The organism is Limnohabitans sp. Bal53, assembly GCF_003063355.1.
In the GTDB taxonomy this organism is placed as follows: Bacteria; Pseudomonadota; Gammaproteobacteria; order Burkholderiales; family Burkholderiaceae_C; genus Limnohabitans_A.
Map to the genome: position 1 here is coordinate 333,765 of NZ_NESH01000001.1, position 15,674 is coordinate 349,438.

General features: G+C 62.3%; 15 protein-coding genes. 3 read left to right on the plus strand and 12 right to left on the minus strand.

Going from position 1 to position 15,674, the window contains the following annotated elements:
* Positions 1-44 precede the first annotated feature (44 nt).
* The 4 genes from B9Z50_RS01585 to B9Z50_RS01600 form a co-directional block, all read right to left on the minus strand.
* A complete protein-coding gene (locus B9Z50_RS01585; protein ID WP_108361945.1) occupies positions 45-1,022 on the minus strand; it encodes a beta-ketoacyl-ACP synthase III in 978 nt (325 codons plus the stop codon).
* Complete coding sequence (plsX, locus tag B9Z50_RS01590; protein WP_108362489.1) at positions 1,019-2,083, minus strand: phosphate acyltransferase PlsX; 1,065 nt, start codon at positions 2,081-2,083, stop codon at positions 1,019-1,021. The genes B9Z50_RS01585 and plsX overlap by 4 nt, the downstream gene beginning before the upstream one ends.
* A gap of 107 nt (positions 2,084-2,190) precedes the next feature.
* The gene (gene rpmF, locus B9Z50_RS01595; RefSeq protein ID WP_005794249.1) at positions 2,191-2,373 is read right to left on the minus strand and encodes a 50S ribosomal protein L32; all 183 of its coding nucleotides are present in this window, start codon (positions 2,371-2,373) and stop codon (positions 2,191-2,193) included.
* Between the two features lie 168 nt (positions 2,374-2,541).
* Complete coding sequence (locus B9Z50_RS01600) at positions 2,542-3,090, minus strand: DUF177 domain-containing protein (RefSeq protein WP_108361946.1); 549 nt, start codon at positions 3,088-3,090, stop codon at positions 2,542-2,544.
* Between the two features lie 104 nt (positions 3,091-3,194).
* On the opposite strand from B9Z50_RS01600, the gene B9Z50_RS01605 reads away from it, so the two are divergent.
* Positions 3,195-3,761, plus strand: a complete 567-nt coding sequence (locus B9Z50_RS01605; protein WP_108362490.1) for a Maf family nucleotide pyrophosphatase — start codon at positions 3,195-3,197, stop codon at positions 3,759-3,761.
* Positions 3,758-4,531 carry an SAM-dependent methyltransferase gene (locus B9Z50_RS01610; RefSeq protein WP_108361947.1) on the plus strand — a complete coding sequence of 258 codons (774 nt, stop codon included), beginning with the start codon at positions 3,758-3,760 and terminating at the stop codon, positions 4,529-4,531. Before B9Z50_RS01605 ends, B9Z50_RS01610 begins: the two co-directional genes overlap by 4 nt.
* A gap of 9 nt (positions 4,532-4,540) precedes the next feature.
* On the opposite strand, the gene B9Z50_RS01615 is transcribed toward B9Z50_RS01610, so the two are convergent.
* From B9Z50_RS01615 to B9Z50_RS01630, 4 genes are read right to left on the minus strand one after another with little or no spacing between them, the layout of a single operon-like run.
* Positions 4,541-5,563 (minus strand): S49 family peptidase, encoded by a 1,023-nt coding sequence (locus B9Z50_RS01615; protein WP_108361948.1) that lies wholly within the window; start codon positions 5,561-5,563, stop codon positions 4,541-4,543.
* A gap of 2 nt (positions 5,564-5,565) precedes the next feature.
* On the minus strand, positions 5,566-5,931 hold the full coding sequence (locus B9Z50_RS01620; protein WP_108362491.1) for a Rieske 2Fe-2S domain-containing protein: 366 nt from the start codon (positions 5,929-5,931) through the stop codon (positions 5,566-5,568).
* Positions 5,932-5,945: 14 nt separating this feature from the next.
* Entirely contained in the window at positions 5,946-6,614 is a 669-nt protein-coding gene (locus B9Z50_RS01625) for an HAD family hydrolase (protein ID WP_108361949.1), read from the minus strand.
* Entirely contained in the window at positions 6,586-7,587 is a 1,002-nt protein-coding gene (locus B9Z50_RS01630; protein ID WP_233249705.1) for an RluA family pseudouridine synthase, read from the minus strand. Before B9Z50_RS01630 ends, B9Z50_RS01625 begins: the two co-directional genes overlap by 29 nt.
* A gap of 592 nt (positions 7,588-8,179) precedes the next feature.
* On the opposite strand from B9Z50_RS01630, the gene B9Z50_RS01635 reads away from it, so the two are divergent.
* Positions 8,180-11,302 carry an Rne/Rng family ribonuclease gene (locus B9Z50_RS01635; protein WP_108361951.1) on the plus strand — a complete coding sequence of 1,041 codons (3,123 nt, stop codon included), beginning with the start codon at positions 8,180-8,182 and terminating at the stop codon, positions 11,300-11,302.
* Positions 11,303-11,534: 232 nt separating this feature from the next.
* On the opposite strand, the gene B9Z50_RS01640 is transcribed toward B9Z50_RS01635, so the two are convergent.
* Genes B9Z50_RS01640 through hemC form a run of 4 tightly spaced genes read right to left on the minus strand, consistent with a single transcriptional unit; the run spans position 11,535 to position 15,657 of the window.
* Positions 11,535-12,830 (minus strand): heme biosynthesis protein HemY, encoded by a 1,296-nt coding sequence (locus B9Z50_RS01640; RefSeq protein ID WP_108361952.1) that lies wholly within the window; start codon positions 12,828-12,830, stop codon positions 11,535-11,537.
* A gap of 6 nt (positions 12,831-12,836) precedes the next feature.
* Entirely contained in the window at positions 12,837-13,904 is a 1,068-nt protein-coding gene (locus tag B9Z50_RS01645) for a uroporphyrinogen-III C-methyltransferase (protein ID WP_233249706.1), read from the minus strand.
* The gene (locus B9Z50_RS01650) at positions 13,901-14,725 is read right to left on the minus strand and encodes a uroporphyrinogen-III synthase (RefSeq protein WP_108362493.1); all 825 of its coding nucleotides are present in this window, start codon (positions 14,723-14,725) and stop codon (positions 13,901-13,903) included. Before B9Z50_RS01650 ends, B9Z50_RS01645 begins: the two co-directional genes overlap by 4 nt.
* A 14-nt stretch (positions 14,726-14,739) precedes the next feature.
* Positions 14,740-15,657 (minus strand): hydroxymethylbilane synthase, encoded by a 918-nt coding sequence (gene hemC, locus B9Z50_RS01655; RefSeq protein ID WP_108361953.1) that lies wholly within the window; start codon positions 15,655-15,657, stop codon positions 14,740-14,742.
* Positions 15,658-15,674 lie beyond the last annotated feature (17 nt).

Consider the following 15,674-nt stretch of genomic DNA (forward strand, 5'->3'; position numbering starts at 1 on the left):
GATGCTCTGCATCGCCGACCCGGGCCTGTCAAATCAAGAGCGGGTCAATAACGCAACAGCACCGAGCCCCAAGTGAAGCCCCCGCCCACGCCTTCGAGCATGAGGGTCTGGCCTCGCTGGATGCGCCCGTCGCGCACAGCGGTGTCCAGGGCCAGCGGGATCGAAGCGGCCGAGGTGTTGCCGTGCTGGTCCACCGTCACCACCATTTTGTCCGCACCCAACTTGAGCTTTTTGGCCGTGCTTTGCATGATGCGGATATTGGCCTGGTGCGGGATCAGCCAATCGATGTCGGCATCGGTCAAGTTGGCCTTGGCCAAGCTGGCTCGGGCCGTGTCTTCGAGCACGCCCACGGCCAATTTGAAGACCGCCTGACCGTCCATCTTGAGCACCGGATCGCCCAAAATGCCACCCCGGTTGACGTGGCCGGGCACGCACAAAATGTCTTTGTATTTGCCGTCAGCATGCAAATCGGTGGCCAAGATGCCGGGCTGATCAGAGGCTTCAAGCACCACCGCACCAGCCCCATCACCAAACAACACGCAAGTCGTGCGGTCCTTGAAGTCAAGAATGCGGCTGAAAATCTCTGAACCAATGACCAGCGCCCGCTTGGCCGATCCGGACTGGATCATCGAATCGGCAACGGTCAGTGCATAAATAAAGCCGCTGCACACAGCCTGGACGTCAAACGCGGGGCAACCGGCTGCGCCGAGTTTGTGCTGGACCATGGTCGCCACCGAGGGGAACACCATGTCGGGGGTCGAGGTGGCCACAATGATCAGGTCGATGTCTTGCGCAGCCAAGCCCGCCGCACTGAGTGCCTGGCGGGCGGCTTCGGTGGCCAGATCGCTGCAGCCTTGTTCGTCTGCAGCAAAGTGCCGGGCACGGATGCCTGTGCGCTCGACGATCCAGTCGTCGGATGTCTCGACACCTTGCTGCGCCAACTCGGCGGCCAGGTCGGCGTTGCTCAGGCGTCTGGCCGGCAAGTAGCTGCCGGTGCCCAAAATGCGTGAATAAATTCTCATACAGATGTGACCACGGGTTCGGATCGCTCGGCCTGCGCACCCATCAACAAAGGTGAGGCGTGGGCAATGCGGTCCCGAACGCGGTCCAGCAATTGGTTTCGGGCTGCATCATAAGCCCGGTTCAGGGCATTCTCAAAAGCCAACTCATCGGCCGAACCATGGCTCTTGAACACCAGGCCGCGCAAACCCAACAGGGCCGCGCCGTTGTAGCGGCGGTGGTCCACACGGTTTTTAAACGCCGTTAAGACCGGATACGCCAACAAAGCCGCTGTTTTGGTGAAGATGTTGCGCGAAAACTCGGCTTTCAAAAAGCCTCCCACCATGGTCGCCAAACCTTCACTGGCTTTCAAGGCCACATTGCCCACAAAGCCATCACAAACGACGATGTCCACCGTGCCCTTAAAAATATCGTTGCCTTCCACGTTGCCATGGAAGTTCAAATCACCCGATTTGGATGCAGAGCGCAACAGTTCACCCGCTTTTTTGATGATTTCATTGCCCTTGATGGCTTCTTCACCGATGTTGAGCAAACCCACCGAAGGTTGATCCTTGTCCTGCAGGACCGACACCAGTGCCGAGCCCATGACCGCAAACTGCAGCAAGTGCTCAGGCGTGCAATCGACATTGGCCCCCAAATCGAGCATGGTGGTGCCACCGCCCTTGAAGTTGGGCATTTGACCCGCGATGGCTGGGCGGTCAATGCCATCCATGGTTTTGAGCACATAACGGGCAATCGCCATCAATGCCCCGGTGTTGCCCGCCGACACCGCCACTTGGGCTTGGCCATCGCGCACCTGCTCGATGGCCACACGCATGGAGGAGTCTTTTTTCTTGCGCAAGGCCACTTCCAAGGGATCGTCCATCTCGACCACTTCGGTGGCGACCACCACCTGAGCACGCGGGTCAGAAAAACCTGCCAATGACTCAGCACGCCCAACCAGAATCAACCGGGCATCGGGATTGGACGACAGGAAGCGACGACAAGCCGCCAGCGTGACGCGGGGACCGTGGTCACCGCCCATGCAGTCGACAGACACGGTGATCGGAGTAGGCGAGGTCATGACATCCTTGGGCTCAAAACCAGAATTAACGCGGGCCATAAACCAAAAAGCCCGAGGCTACTCATAAAGTAGCGCCGGGCCTTTGGAGGCTTGAAGGCGAAAGCCGATCAGGCTTCCGACTTGTTCTTGAGCACTTGGCGGCCACGGTAAAAACCGTTAGGGCTGATGTGGTGACGCAGGTGCGTCTCACCTGTGGTTGGCTCGACAGCGATGCCGGGCACGTTCAACGCGTTGTGCGAACGGTGCATGCCGCGCTTGGAAGGCGATTTTTTGTTTTGCTGAACAGCCATGGTGGCTCCTTGGAAGCTTGGAGGCCGCGCAAATGAAAACGCAGCTTCGGTTGATGGGAATGTCGCCCGGGGCATCCGGGCGAAGCCGTTGATTATAGCCTAAGCCGAACCCTTTTGGACGCCTTTACCAGCCAGCACATGGCCGGGGCCCAACGCACCAAGGAACTTTCAGCGATCAGGATCGGTTTTCAAACTCGCCAACACCCCAAAGGGGTTGGGCCGCTCGGCAGCAGCTTCAAAGGCCGGATCTGCCACGGACATGGGCAAGGTTTCGGGGCACACCTCGTGCAAAGGCACCAGGGGCAAGGACAAAATCAGCTCGTCCTCGATCAAGGCCAAGGCATCAAAGTCACGGCTGATGACCAGCACATCGTCCTCCACCTCGTCATCCAATGCTTGCGCTGCGGCTTCATCGGCCACAAACAAAAACGAGCGCTCGGCTTGCACAGACTCCAGCACCGGGTTCAGGCAACGCTGGCACTGCATGGGCAGCATGAGCGAAGCCTTCAGATCCAGCCAGAGCTGATCGGGTCCGCCCGATTGCGCCACCGCACGACCTTGTAACTGCCACTGCACCTGACCAGCGGTCAAGGTGTCACCATACTGCTCTTCGGCCAAACGAGGCCAGTCGGCCAGCACGCCCTCGCCCTGCAGGCGCAGGCCGTCACGGGCAAAAGCCACGACATCCAGGTGTTGGGGGTCCAATTTTTTTTCCATGGCTGCAGTGTAAGAGAATCACCCATCCGAATTTCACTGGGTTCTGCACTTTGACCACGACATTGACACCCTCCGCCCACCCTGCTGCCCACAGCCGCCCGCTGGTGTTGGGCTCGACCTCGCGTTACCGGCGCGAGTTGCTCGAGCGTCTGCGCATCCCTTTTGCCGTGACCGCGCCCGATGTGGACGAAACCCCCCAACCGGGCGAAACGCCAAAGGCTCTGGCACAACGCCTGGCCTTGGCCAAAGCCCGGGCCGTGGCCGCCATGCACCCCGAATCGGTGGTGATTGGCTCGGACCAAGTCGCTGATTTGGCGGGCCAGCCCCTGGGAAAACCGGGCGAACACGCGCGTGCCGTGGCTCAGCTGCGACAAATGCGCGGCCAGACCGTGATCTTTCAGACCGCGCTGGCCGTGGTTTGCCTGGCCAGCGGCTTTGAACAAGTGGACTTGGCCGAGGTCCGCGTGGTCTTTCGCGACTTGAGCGACGACGAAATCGAGGCCTATTTGTTGGCCGAGCAACCCTACGACTGCGCGGGCAGCGCCAAAAGCGAGGGCCTGGGCATTGCCCTGCTCGAATCGATTGACAACGACGACCCCACCGCCTTGATCGGGCTGCCGCTGATCCGCACCGCGCGTTTGCTGCGCCAAGCCGGAGTAAAACTGCTGTGAACACCCCCAAGCCCCGCCCAGGCCGCCTGTTTTTGGTGCCCACCCCATTGGATTTTGGCTGCGCCGAGCAAGCCCCCATCACCGAAGTGCTGCCCAGCACCACCTTGGCAACCGCCGCAGGCATCCAGCATTGGGTGTGCGAAAACGCCAAGAGCACCCGCGCCTTCCTCAAGCGCGTGGGCCAAACGCACCCGCTGATCGCCCCCCTGCCCGAGCAAAACATCACCGAATTGCCACGCCATGTGCACAAAAAAGGCGACCACCAATCCGGATTTGATGGCAAACCGCTGCTGGCTGCGGCCTTGCAAGGTCACGATGTGGGCTTGGTGAGCGAAGCGGGCATGCCCGCCGTGGCCGATCCAGGCAGCTCGGTGGTTCGGGCCGCGCACGATCTGGGCATTGGCGTGGTGCCCCTGGTGGGGCCGGTCTCATTGCTCTTGGCCTTGGCCGCCAGCGGACTCAATGGTCAGAACTTCGCCTTTGTGGGTTACCTGCCGCAAGAGGCGAGCGAGCGGGCCGCCCGTTTGAAGCAGCTGGAGTCCTTGGCCCTCAAAACCGGTCAAACCCAGTTGTGGATCGAAACCCCCTACCGCAACGCGGCCATGCTCGGCGGCCTGCTGCAGAGCTTGAACGTCAATACGCGCTTGGCCATCGCCAGCGGCTTGACGCTGCCCTCGGCCAGCATTCAGAGCCACACCGTGGCGCAATGGAAGAAGGGCCTCAAAGGCCCTGATGGTCACACCCCGGCGGTTTACGCCATCGGGCTTTGAAGTCCAGCGTCAGCGCAAGCTAACGCCCAAGCTGCGCATGGCGCGCACGCTGCCCTCACCAACGGCCACACCAAAGCGCTTGACCAGACGTTCGGCCACGTTCTCACGCTGGGTGTAGTCGATCACATCGGGGGCCTTGACCACCTCACGGGCCACGCCATCGATGCTGCCCAGGCTATCGGCCAGGCCCAAATCGACGGCCTGCTGGCCACTCCAGAACAGTCCACTGTAAAGCTCGGGTGTTTCCTTCAGGCGATCGCCCCGGCCTTTTTTGACCACATCGATGAATTGGGTGTGGATTTGATCGAGCATCGCTTGGGCATGTTGGCGTTGTGGCTCGGTTTGCGGGCTGAAGGGATCCAGAAAACCCTTGTTCTCGCCCGCCGTCATCAAACGCCGCTCCACGCCCAGCTTGTTCATCAGTTCGGTGAAACCAAAACCATCCATCAAAACGCCAATGCTGCCCACCAAACTGGCCTTATCGACATAAATCTGGTCGGCTGCTGCGGCAATGTAATAAGCCGCTGAGGCGCAAGACTCCTCCACCACCGCGTAAATGGGTTTGTTGTGCAGGGCGCGCAATCGCGTGACTTCGTCGTTGATCAGACCCGCCTGCACCGGGCTGCCACCGGGCGAGTTGATGAGCAAAATCAAGGCTTGTGAACCCGGATCCTCCAAGGCCGTGCGCATGGACGACATGACGTTTTGAGCACTGGCCTCGGTGTCGGGACCGATTTCACCTTCAATCGTGACCAGCGCCGTGTGCGCAAAGCTCGGTGGACTGGTGCTGTCACTGAAGCTGAACGCCTGCCAAAACACGAACACCACCAACAACAACCAGGCCAAGCGCATGCCCGTCTTCCAGCGCCGCTGTGATTTTTGTTCTTGCAGGTTGGCAAAAGCCAAGTCAACCAAGGTTTTGCGGGCCCAAGTTTCATCTACAGTGTTGAGCACCGGGGCTGGAGCGGGGTCCGCTTCCGGCAAAGCTTGGGCAGAAGCGGGAGCGGACGTGCTGTCCTGGGGGTCTTGCATGTTCAAAATTCAAGGGGTTTTAAGTTGTAGGCAGTATGCCAGTGAACCACGCCGCCCTGCTCTGACAGGTCTATTTTCACCAACCCACCGCGGCAGGGTCCACCAGAGCAGGCCCCGGTATCGGGCTGGTAGGTGGCGCCGTGCGTGGCGCACATCAACCACCGACCAGTGTTGTCAAAAAAACGGTCAGGCTGGTAATCCATTTCCATGGCCACATGGGTGCAGCGGTTCAGGTAAGCGTGCACCTGGCCTTGGTAACGAACGGCAAAAGCCCGGCAAGTCTGCCCGGCGTACACGATGTCAAACGGCACAGCCCGCCCCCCGTTGACCAGGTCGGCGCTGTTGCACAAAGGGATCGTTTGCTCCACGGTACCTCCTTGTTTCAAGCGTGTTGCAGCAACCAGTCGTGCAATTCGCGCACGCTGTGCGCCACATGCCGCGGCTGCAGCACATGAAAGGTCTCGGGCTCGTGCGCCCCATAACTCACGCCCACACTGGCGCACCCGGCGTTCAGCGCCATTTGCAGGTCATGCGTGGTGTCACCAATCATCAAGGTGCGCTCGGGCTCTGCGCCAAATTCGCGCATCAACTCGTGCAACATGCGGGGGTTGGGCTTGCCCGCCGTCTCATCGGCCGTGCGCGAGCCATCGAACACGCCGCGCAACTCGACTGCCTGCAAGGCCTCGTTCAGACCAGAACGGCTTTTGCCGGTGGCCACAGTCAGCCAATGGTGTCGGGCTTTGAGGTCGTCGAGCAAATCCAGCACGCCCTCAAACAAGCTGATGTCGTGCTGGTGTTGCAGGTAATGGTGGCGGAAGCGCTCCCCCAGGGCCGGGTATTTGTCTTTGGGCACATCGGGCGCGGCGTGGGCCAGCGCTGGCAATAACGACATGCCAATCACATAAGAAGCGGCTTCGCGGGTAGGCTCTTGCCCACCCACATCCACCACGGCGCGCTGGATGCAGCGGGTGATCAGGGCGGTGGAGTCGAACAACGTGCCATCCCAATCGAAAGCGATCAGGTCAAACTGGCGGGGTCTGGTGTGGGGCATGGTCGATGTAGGCTTTCAATTCGGGGGGTAAATCGGCTTGCAGGGCCACGCGTTCATCCGTCACCGGGTGGTTGAACTGCAAGCGCCAAGCGTGCAAAAACATGCGTTTGAGACCTGGACTGGCGCTGGGCTTTTGCAATTGGCGATTCCAGTCGAAATCGCCATATTTGTCATCACCAGCAATCGGATGGCCTTGCGACGCCAGGTGCACCCGGATCTGATGGGTGCGTCCGGTCTTGATGGTCACCTCCAGCAGCGTGGCACCCGGCAAGCGTTGAGACACCTTGACCAAGGTGATCGAACGCATACCGTCCGGGTCATCCGGTGTGGTCACCCGCACACGCCGTTCGCCATCGGGCAAAAGGAACTTGTGCAAGGGCTGGTCGATCACCTTCAGCTTGGCGGGCCAATCCCCTTTGACCAGCGCAAGATAGGTCTTGCCCGTCTCGCGCTCGCGGAACTGGTCTTGCAGGTGTTTCAAGGCGCTGCGCTTTTTGGCCACCAGCAAAATACCGCTGGTGTCGCGGTCCAGCCGGTGCACCAACTCCAGCAATTTGGCCTGCGGACGGGCCTGACGCAATTGCTCGATCACGCCAAAGCTCACACCCGAGCCGCCATGCACCGCCACCCCGGCCGGTTTGTCGATGGCCATCAGGCTGTCGTCTTCAAAAAGCAAGGGGAATTCGCGCCCCGGTGCTGGGCGCTCGGCTTTTTCGGCGACCTTCTCAGAAATGCGAACGGGCGGCAGACGCACCTCGTCACCATTTTCGACCCGGGTCTCGGCGCTGGCGCGGCCTTTGTTGATGCGCACCTCGCCGCTGCGGATGATGCGGTACACGTGGGTTTTGGGCACGCCCTTCAAGTGACGCATCAAAAAGTTGTCCAAACGCTGCCCGGCCGACTCTTCGTCCACCAACAACCATTTGACGGCGGGTGTCGCAGCGACAGACTTGGACCCTATAATGTGATTCACTGGCAATTGGCTGTAAGTGGTTGATTCAAATGGAAATGAATTCCTGTAGAGCTGGAGTTTAGTCCACCACCACCGCGCCAAACCAGATGGTCGATGCCACCCTCGGCACGATTTTGCAGACTGAAGGCCAACGCCGACAGTGGCAAAACGCCCCGGAGGTTGGGCCGACGCCCTGAAAACCCAGATACGGAATACCCCAAGTTCAGCAGCCTAGAAATGCTGCTGAACGGATCAAAGCGAGATGTTTGTGCTGTTCGGAACTTTGCTGATGTGCTTGGAGTGGCTCACGAAGCCCCTGTGCACCCTCATGCCTGGCGCCCGGCGGTTTGTCTTGGACACCGGGGGAAGCCCCCGGCAGTGGACAGAAGCTTGCACAACGTTCACCTCGCCCCATCCACGCGCCACAATCCCCATTCCTGTGCTCACGCGCAGCTGAGTGGCGATTCACTTCGGCAATTCCCTTCGTTTCAGGCGTCAGCTCTGGCAACGTGGGCTTTGAGATTCCCAGGAATCCAAAGCCGGTTGTGTAAACAGGCTCAGAGCGCAGGCATTTTTCTGCGCCAAGCCAAGCTGAACAGAGAAGGAACGCATCATGAAACGGATGCTGATCAACGCCACGCAAGCTGAAGAGCGCCGCCTGGCCATCGTCGACGGACAAAAACTCCTCGACTACGAAATCGAAATCGAAGGCCGCGAGCAACGCAAGGGCAACATCTACAAAGCCATCGTGACCCGCGTCGAGCCCTCGCTCGAGGCCTGCTTTGTGGACTACGGCGAAGACCGCCACGGCTTTTTGCCCTTCAAGGAAATCTCGCGCCAATACTTTGCCGAAGGCGTCTCCGTCAGCCAGGCACGCATCCAAGACGTCATCAAAGAGGGCCAGTCCCTGCTGGTGCAGGTCGAAAAGGAAGAGCGCGGCAACAAGGGCGCGGCGCTCACCACCTTCGTCAGCCTGGCAGGCCGCTACGTGGTGCTCATGCCCAACAACCCCCGCGGTGGTGGCGTCAGCCGCCGCATCGAGGGTGACGACCGGGCCGAGCTCAAAGAAGCCATGGACCAGCTCGAATACCCCAAAGGCATGTCCATCATCGCCCGCACCGCAGGCATCGGCCGCTCCGCGCCCGAGCTGCAATGGGACCTGAACTACTTGCTCAAGTTGTGGACAGCCATTGACGGCGCCACCCAGGGCAAAGGTGCTTTCCTGATTTATCAGGAATCTAGTCTGGTGATCCGTGCGATTCGTGACTATTTCAACAACGACATCGGCGACATCCTGATCGACACCGACGACATCTACGACCAGGCTCAGCAGTTCATGAGCCACGTGATGCCCGAATTCGCACCCCGCGTGAAGCGCTACCGCGACGACGCGCCGCTGTTCAGCCGCTTCCAGATCGAGCACCAGATCGAGTCGGCCTACGCCCGCACCGTGCAGCTGCCGTCTGGCGGCGCCATCGTGATCGACCACACCGAAGCTTTGGTGTCGGTGGACGTCAACTCGGCCCGCGCCATCAAGGGCGGCGACATCGAAGAAACCGCCACCCGCACCAACCTGGAAGCCGCCGACGAAGTGGCTCGCCAGATGCGCTTGCGCGATCTGGGCGGTCTGATCGTGATCGACTTCATCGACATGGAAGAGGCCAAAAACCGCCGCGAAGTCGAAAACCGCTTGCGCGACGCGCTGCGCCAAGACCGTGCCCGCGTGCAGTTTGGCTCCATCAGCAAATTTGGCCTGCTCGAAATGAGCCGCCAGCGCCTCAAGCCCGCCCTGAGCGAAGGCGCCTCGATCCCGTGCCCACGTTGCGGCGGCGCTGGCCACATCCGCGACACCGAAAGCTCGGCGCTGCAAATTTTGCGCATCATCCAGGAAGAGTCCATGAAGGACAACAGCGCTGCCGTGCACGCCCAAGTGCCCGTTGAAGTCGCCTCTTTCCTGCTCAATGAAAAGCGCTCCGAGATCGCCAAGATCGAGCTGCAGCAACGCATCAACGTGCTGCTGGTGCCCAACAAATCGCTGGAAACACCGCACTACAAACTCGAGCGCTTGAAGCACGACGACCCGCGCCTGGACCGCATCGAAGCCAGCTACAAAATGGCCGAAGAGATCGAAGACGCGACCACCGTAACCCGCCGCTCACAAGAGCCCACCAACAAGCAGACCCCGGTCATCAAGGGTGTGCTGCCTGACGCCCCCGCACCTGTGGCGCCGCCCAAACCCGAAGCCCCCGTGGCTGCGGCCAAGCCCGTGGCCAAAGCCGCAGCACCAGCCCCGGTGGCTGCGCCTGCAGCGGCGGCTTCTGGCGGCTTCTTTGGCTGGTTGAAAAACCTGTTCGGTGGCGCCGCCGCCGAACCCGTGGCTGCACCTGCAGTCAAGCAAGAAGACAAAGCCCGCGAAAGCCGCCGTGAAGGTGGTCGCGAGGGTGGCCGTGAATCCGGCCGTGATGGCCGCCGTGGCGGCCGTGATGGTCGCCGTGGCGAGCGCAGCGACAGCGCAGCCGGCGAAGTCCGCGCGCCACGTGAAGGTGGACGCCGTGGTGAAGGCCGCATCGAAGGCCGTGAAGGCGAAGCCCGTCCCCCACGTGCTGAACGCGGTGAACGCAGCGAGCGTCCCGAGCGCGGTGAACGCAGCGAGCGTCCCGAGCGCGGTGAGCGCACGGAACGCGGTGAGCGCAGCGAGCGACCAAACGGTGACCGCCCTGCCCGTGAAGGTCGCCGTGATGGCCGCCAGAACGCTCGCGGTGAAAACCAGGCTGAAGTTCAGCGCACCGACAACCTGAGCGAAGGCCGCAGCGATGCCCAGCCCGAGTTGACCGCCGAAGGCAGCGAAGTGCGCACAGAGCGCGCCCCACGCGAAGGCCGTGAAGGACGACGCGAACGTGGCGAGCGCTCAGGTGAAGGCCGCCGTGAACGTGGCGAGCGCCCAGATCGCCGCCCAAGCGAAGCCTCCGAGACCAGCGCGCCTGAAGCGAGCTTGGGTGCAGACGAGACGACCGACAACAACGCCGCAGCCGAAGGCACCAGCGCCGCCGAAAACGGTGAGCGCCGCGAACGCCGCTCGCGTGACCGCTATGGCCGCGACCGCCGCGAACGCGCAGGTGAAGCACGTCCGGACACAGCAGGCGAGCCAGCCCCCACTGGAGACACCGCAGAGCCCAGCCGCGTGAGCGCCGAAGCCCCGGCAGATGACCGCCCTGCCCCACGCTCTTATTTTGAGCGTGCCCAGCAAGCTGCCGCCGCATCGGCAGCACCGACGGCCGCCGCCTCTGAAACCCGTCAGGAAACTGCAGCGACTGCCGCCTCGCCAACGGCCCCCGTGGCCGAAGCAGCGGCACCCGTGACAGCGCCTGCAGCTGAGGCCGCTGCGCCAGCCCCAGCACCAGCAGCCCCCGTGACTGCTGCGCCAGCGCCCGCCGCACCCACAGCACCTGTGGCCGCAGTCAGCGCCCCCGCCAACGAAGCCGCCAACAAAACCTTGCCTGCCGTGGCCAGCTACACGCTGCCCATCGACAGCCTGCAGCAAGTTGCGCACAACTCCGGTTTGGTGTGGGTGAATTCCGACAGCGCCAAAGTCGCTGCGGTGCAAGCTGCCATCGCGGCCGAACCGGCTGCCGTGCGCGTGCCACGCGAGCGTCCACCCGCCGTGGTGGTGAACGAAGGCCCGCTGGTGCTGGTCGAAACCCGCAAAGACCTGAACACACTGCAAGTGCCGTTCTGATCTGCGCCAGGTGCTCTAGAGCGCCAACAAAAAACCGGGCTCAGGCCCGGTTTTTTTATGGATGCGTCGACTCTCGATAAATTGACAAAGAGGGCCCGTCTAACGCCTATCGCCTATTGCCCACAAGGGGCGGCTCTTACCAACAAGCCATCCCCTGCATGAGGCTCAAGACTTCCAGGGGCCGCATCCATCACCATGCGCAACGCTGTCTCTTCAGCCGGCTGTCGAAGGTTCAGTCCGTTGACACCATGGCTGCCTCTTTCCAGGCCGCTGCAGCTTGCACCGGATCTTGGCGCTGCTGCGCCAATTCGGCCAAGGCCATCCATGCTTTGCGCTGCAGCACAGGTGCTTGCAGATTTTTGACGGCCTGGGCCAACAAGCTTTGGGCCTTGCCCCACAGGTGCTGACGCAGGCACAGCATGCCGGCCAGGTACTGCAGGTGCGCGGCTCGGGGCTGCGACTGCTGGGCGCTCTCCATGCGGGAGAGCCAAACAAAGGCATCCTCGGCCCCAACGGCGGGCAAACAGGCGTCAAAAGCCTGCACCACGCGCAGCAACTGCGCTTCAGACCAGACCGAAGGGTTGGCCTGCATCGGAATCCACAGGTCCTGCAGCCACAAACGGGCCATGGCGGCAGAGCCGCCGAGCTGCAAGCAACGCAGCGCCGCCTCGGCCGCCACGAAAGGCATCAAGCGCTGGCTGGGCGTCAGGCGCTTCCAGATCCGTTGTAAAGCCTCTGGGTCGTGCGTCTGGTCCAACAAATCCAAAATCAAGCGGGTCACCAGACTCTCGGCAGCCTCCGGAGAAAAAGCACGGTGCTTGGCCAACAAACTGGCCGTTTCAAGGGCCTTATCGGGCTGACCGGCCAAACGGGCGGCTTTGAGTTGCAGCCGCATCGCGGCCATGCGCCGACCCACGGCGGGCGGCAAAACACTCAGCCGCGCCAAGCTGGCCGTGGCATCGCGGTCGTCGAGCGACCAGCGCGCAGCGCGCAGCTGTGTGCCCTCCAGCAGGGTCTGACGCTCGGCCCCGGCACTGCCTTGCAGCTGAGCCAAGGCCTGGTCCAGATGTTGTTGTCTTTGTGTCTTGTCCTGCAACGCGTGGCTGGCCTCGGCCGCCATGATGTGGGCCAAGGTGCGCAAAGACACCGCATGGTCCAGCGTGACACCTGAGGCCTGCAACAGAGCTTCTTTGGCCAGTGTCTGCTCGGCCGCCTTGCGTGCACGCAAAAAACGACCCGCCATCAAATGGCCCATCGAATCGAGCAAGGCCGCATGGCTGGCCCGCTCTTTTTGCTGCAGCCGCCAGCGCTGAGCCCTTTGGGGCAAGGCCAAAAAGGCCGACAGTGCCCGCTGGGCCAGGATCACCAGCAACACCACCAACAAGACGACCAAGACCGCAAGGTTGAGAGACAGGTCGATCCGGTGCGGAAACCAAAACAGGGTCACCGTGCCCTGGTTGTTGCCCGCCATCCAGGCACCGGCCGCAGCCAAAGCGAACAAAGTGATGAGCCACAAGGCAGCGCGCATGAGAGATTACCTTCCTGCCGCTGCGGTGTTCAGGGCTGTCAGCGAAGCCTCGATGCGCGGTAACTCAGCAGTGCGCACCTGCACGCTGGTTTGCTCCAGCAACTGCAGCAATTGGGCGGTGCGCCGCGACTGGGGCTCGGCATAACGGCGGACCAACACAGCGGCGGCCCCCAAATCGTTGCGCACGCCTTCCTTTTGGCGCGCCAGCAAGCCCAAGCGGGCATTGAGCAGTTTGAGTTTGAGGTTCTCACGCAAGAAAAAGGCCTGCTCAGGCGATATCAGCGCCGCCTCGGGCGCGTCGATGCGGCTGATCCGTACCAGCCCCTTGATTTCATCGGCCATGCGCGTCAGGCCATTCATCCACCAAGTGGGCGGCGTTTGCTCGCCCGAGGCACCCGCTTGCTGGCGAATCTGGCTTTGCGAGGCGAGCGGCGCATTGGTCAGCGCAAGGCCATCCACCAACGCCACACCCTCGTCGAGCTTGTTCATCAGACCCGGCAGGTCAAATGACGGCAAGCTTCTCAGACGCTCCAAGTCCTTTTCAAGGGCCCGTGAAACCGGCGTCAAGCGCGGTTGGGCGGCACGCTGCACCCGTTTTTGGGCCGACTGCAAGGCCGCCAGCAAAGGCTCAGTGCTGCCGGTCATTTGGGCTTGTTGCTGCGCAATGCGAAGAGCCGACTCAATGTCCACCACCAAGGTTTCATCGCGCGATCGCGACAGGCTTTGCATCAACTCTTCGAGTTGTGTGCGCTGCAAAGCCACCTCGGAGATGCGGGCCTCCATGAGCGAGACGCGAGCGGCGCTGTCTTGCACCGTTTCTTGCGCCTGCTTGGCCCAGGTCTTGGCCTCCAAAGCTTGCAAACCTGTCTCGGCGCTTTGTCGTGCGAGTTGTTCCTGAATACGCGAAAGCTTTTGCCACAGCACCACCGACACAGCCAAAGCGATCACGGCCACAGCCCCCACCAAGGCCACAAGCCAGCGGGAAGAAGTCGCAGACGGCGATGCCTTGGCCGATTCGGGTGCTGGCATGGCCTTGGGTTCGCTGTCAGTCACAGCGTCAGTTGAGGTGGTCATGTCAGCGATTTTATCGACTGGGCTTGTGCGTCAACGCCCGCAGGCACCAGATCCACCCGCCCCCAGCCCAACTGCTCCAGCCGCTGGGCAATGCGCGGGTGCGTGGCCAGCGCCCGCGCCTGCTTCAAAGGCAGCTCAGGGCAGACCAACAAGAGGTGCTGCGCCGCCTCGGAACTGCTGAACAGCCAAGCGCTGCCATCGCCCACGGCCTGTTGGGCCAGGCTTTGCTGTGCGGGCGTCAACACGGGAGCCCGGCGCACATAGGCCACGGCTTGCAACACCTCCAGGCCCGCGTTTTCAAGTTGCAGCGCCAGCCAGTCACGCCCAGCGAGTTGCCCATGGGCATCGGCGCCACGCACGATCAGCACCGAAGGCCTGGATGGCGATGAGGCGACCGCCGCCTGCACCCGCTGCGCCACCAAGGCCCACAGGGCTTCCGAATCGAACTGAGTTGCGTCTTTCCCCGGCGAATCGATCAGGCCCTCAGGCCAACCTGCGGCCAGCAAAGCGGCTCGGGTGCCCGGGCCGGTTGACCAGGCGCGGCAGCTGGGCAACGGCAGGCCCACCGGACGGGCCGCCATGAAAAACCGCACCGCATTGGCGCTGACGAACATGACCGCCAAATGACCGGGCACCGCTTGCCAAGCCAGCGCCAGCGCCGAGGGCTCGGGCAATGGCGCAATCTCAATCAGGGGCAAAGTCTCACAAGTCACACCTTGCGCCTGCAAGGCGTCGGCCCAAGACTGGGCCTCACGCCCGGGCCGGGTCACGATCACCCGCCGTGGGGCAGCGCCAAAAGAAGTGTCAGATGCCAGCGCCATGTCAGCGCCTGGGCTCAATGCGCTCCGCCGTCGCGCAAAGCTTGCGCCACGCTCAGGCCCAGCGCCTCGGCGGCCTGCAGGCCATCGGTGCTGGCGTGTGCGTCGGCCGTGACCAAGGTGGTGCTGCCTTCCGGGTCGCCCCAAGCCGCTTGCAGCTTGAGCACACCGCCCTCGATGGTGGCGTGCGCAGCCAAAGGCATGGAGCAGCTGCCGCCCATGGCGCGGCTCACCGCGCGCTCGGCCGCCACGCGACGCCACGAGGGCGCATCGGCCAGCTGCGCCAGCAAGGCGCGCAAATCGGCCCGGTCGCTGCGGATTTCAATGCCCAAAGCACCCTGGCCTGCAGCAGGCAGCATCTGGTCGGTTTCAAAAATATGGCGAATCCGCTCAGACAGGCCCAAGCGCTTGAGGCCCGCCGCCGCCAGCACAATGCCCGCGTACTGGCCTTCGTCGAGTTTGCGCAAGCGCGTGTCCAAGTTGCCGCGCAGGGGTTCGATCTTCAAATCGGGGCGCAAGGCCCGCAGCAGCACCGTGCGGCGCAGGCTCGATGTCCCGACCACAGCGCCTTGCGGCAAGTCTTCCAGGCGGGCGTATTGCGACGACACCCAGGCGTCTCGCGGGTCTTCGCGCTCCATCACGCAGGCCAGCTCAAAGCCCTCGGGCATGTCCATGGGCACATCCTTGAGCGAGTGCACCGCGATGTCCGCGTGACCCTCTTGGAGCGCCACCTCCAACTCCTTGACGAACAAGCCCTTGCCGCCCACTTTGGACAGGCTGCGGTCCAGGATCTGATCGCCCTGGGTCGTCATGCCCAGCAACTTGACCGTGCAACCAAGCCCCTCGAGCAAGGACTTGACATGTTCGGCTTGCCACAAGGCCAAACGGCTCTCACGGGTGGCGATGACGATGGCGGGTTGGGTGGTCTCGGTCACAGCAGCGTTCCTGAAAA

Bases quoted from the DNA above. Each gene is read 5' to 3' on its own strand.
- B9Z50_RS01640 (WP_108361952.1), bottom strand. From the start codon at position 12,830: ATGCGCGCTGCCTTGTGGCTCATCACTTTGTTCGCTTTGGCTGCGGCC.
- B9Z50_RS01650 (WP_108362493.1), bottom strand. From the start codon at position 14,725: ATGGCGCTGGCATCTGACACTTCTTTTGGCGCTGCCCCACGGCGGGTG.
- B9Z50_RS01625 (WP_108361949.1), bottom strand. From the start codon at position 6,614: ATGCCCCACACCAGACCCCGCCAGTTTGACCTGATCGCTTTCGATTGG.
- B9Z50_RS01645 (WP_233249706.1), bottom strand. From the start codon at position 13,904: ATGACCACCTCAACTGACGCTGTGACTGACAGCGAACCCAAGGCCATG.
- B9Z50_RS01615 (WP_108361948.1), bottom strand. From the start codon at position 5,563: ATGCAAGACCCCCAGGACAGCACGTCCGCTCCCGCTTCTGCCCAAGCT.
- B9Z50_RS01635 (WP_108361951.1), top strand. From the start codon at position 8,180: ATGAAACGGATGCTGATCAACGCCACGCAAGCTGAAGAGCGCCGCCTG.
- plsX (WP_108362489.1), bottom strand. From the start codon at position 2,083: ATGACCTCGCCTACTCCGATCACCGTGTCTGTCGACTGCATGGGCGGT.
- rpmF (WP_005794249.1), bottom strand. From the start codon at position 2,373: ATGGCTGTTCAGCAAAACAAAAAATCGCCTTCCAAGCGCGGCATGCAC.
- B9Z50_RS01585 (WP_108361945.1), bottom strand. From the start codon at position 1,022: ATGAGAATTTATTCACGCATTTTGGGCACCGGCAGCTACTTGCCGGCC.
- B9Z50_RS01600 (WP_108361946.1), bottom strand. From the start codon at position 3,090: ATGGAAAAAAAATTGGACCCCCAACACCTGGATGTCGTGGCTTTTGCC.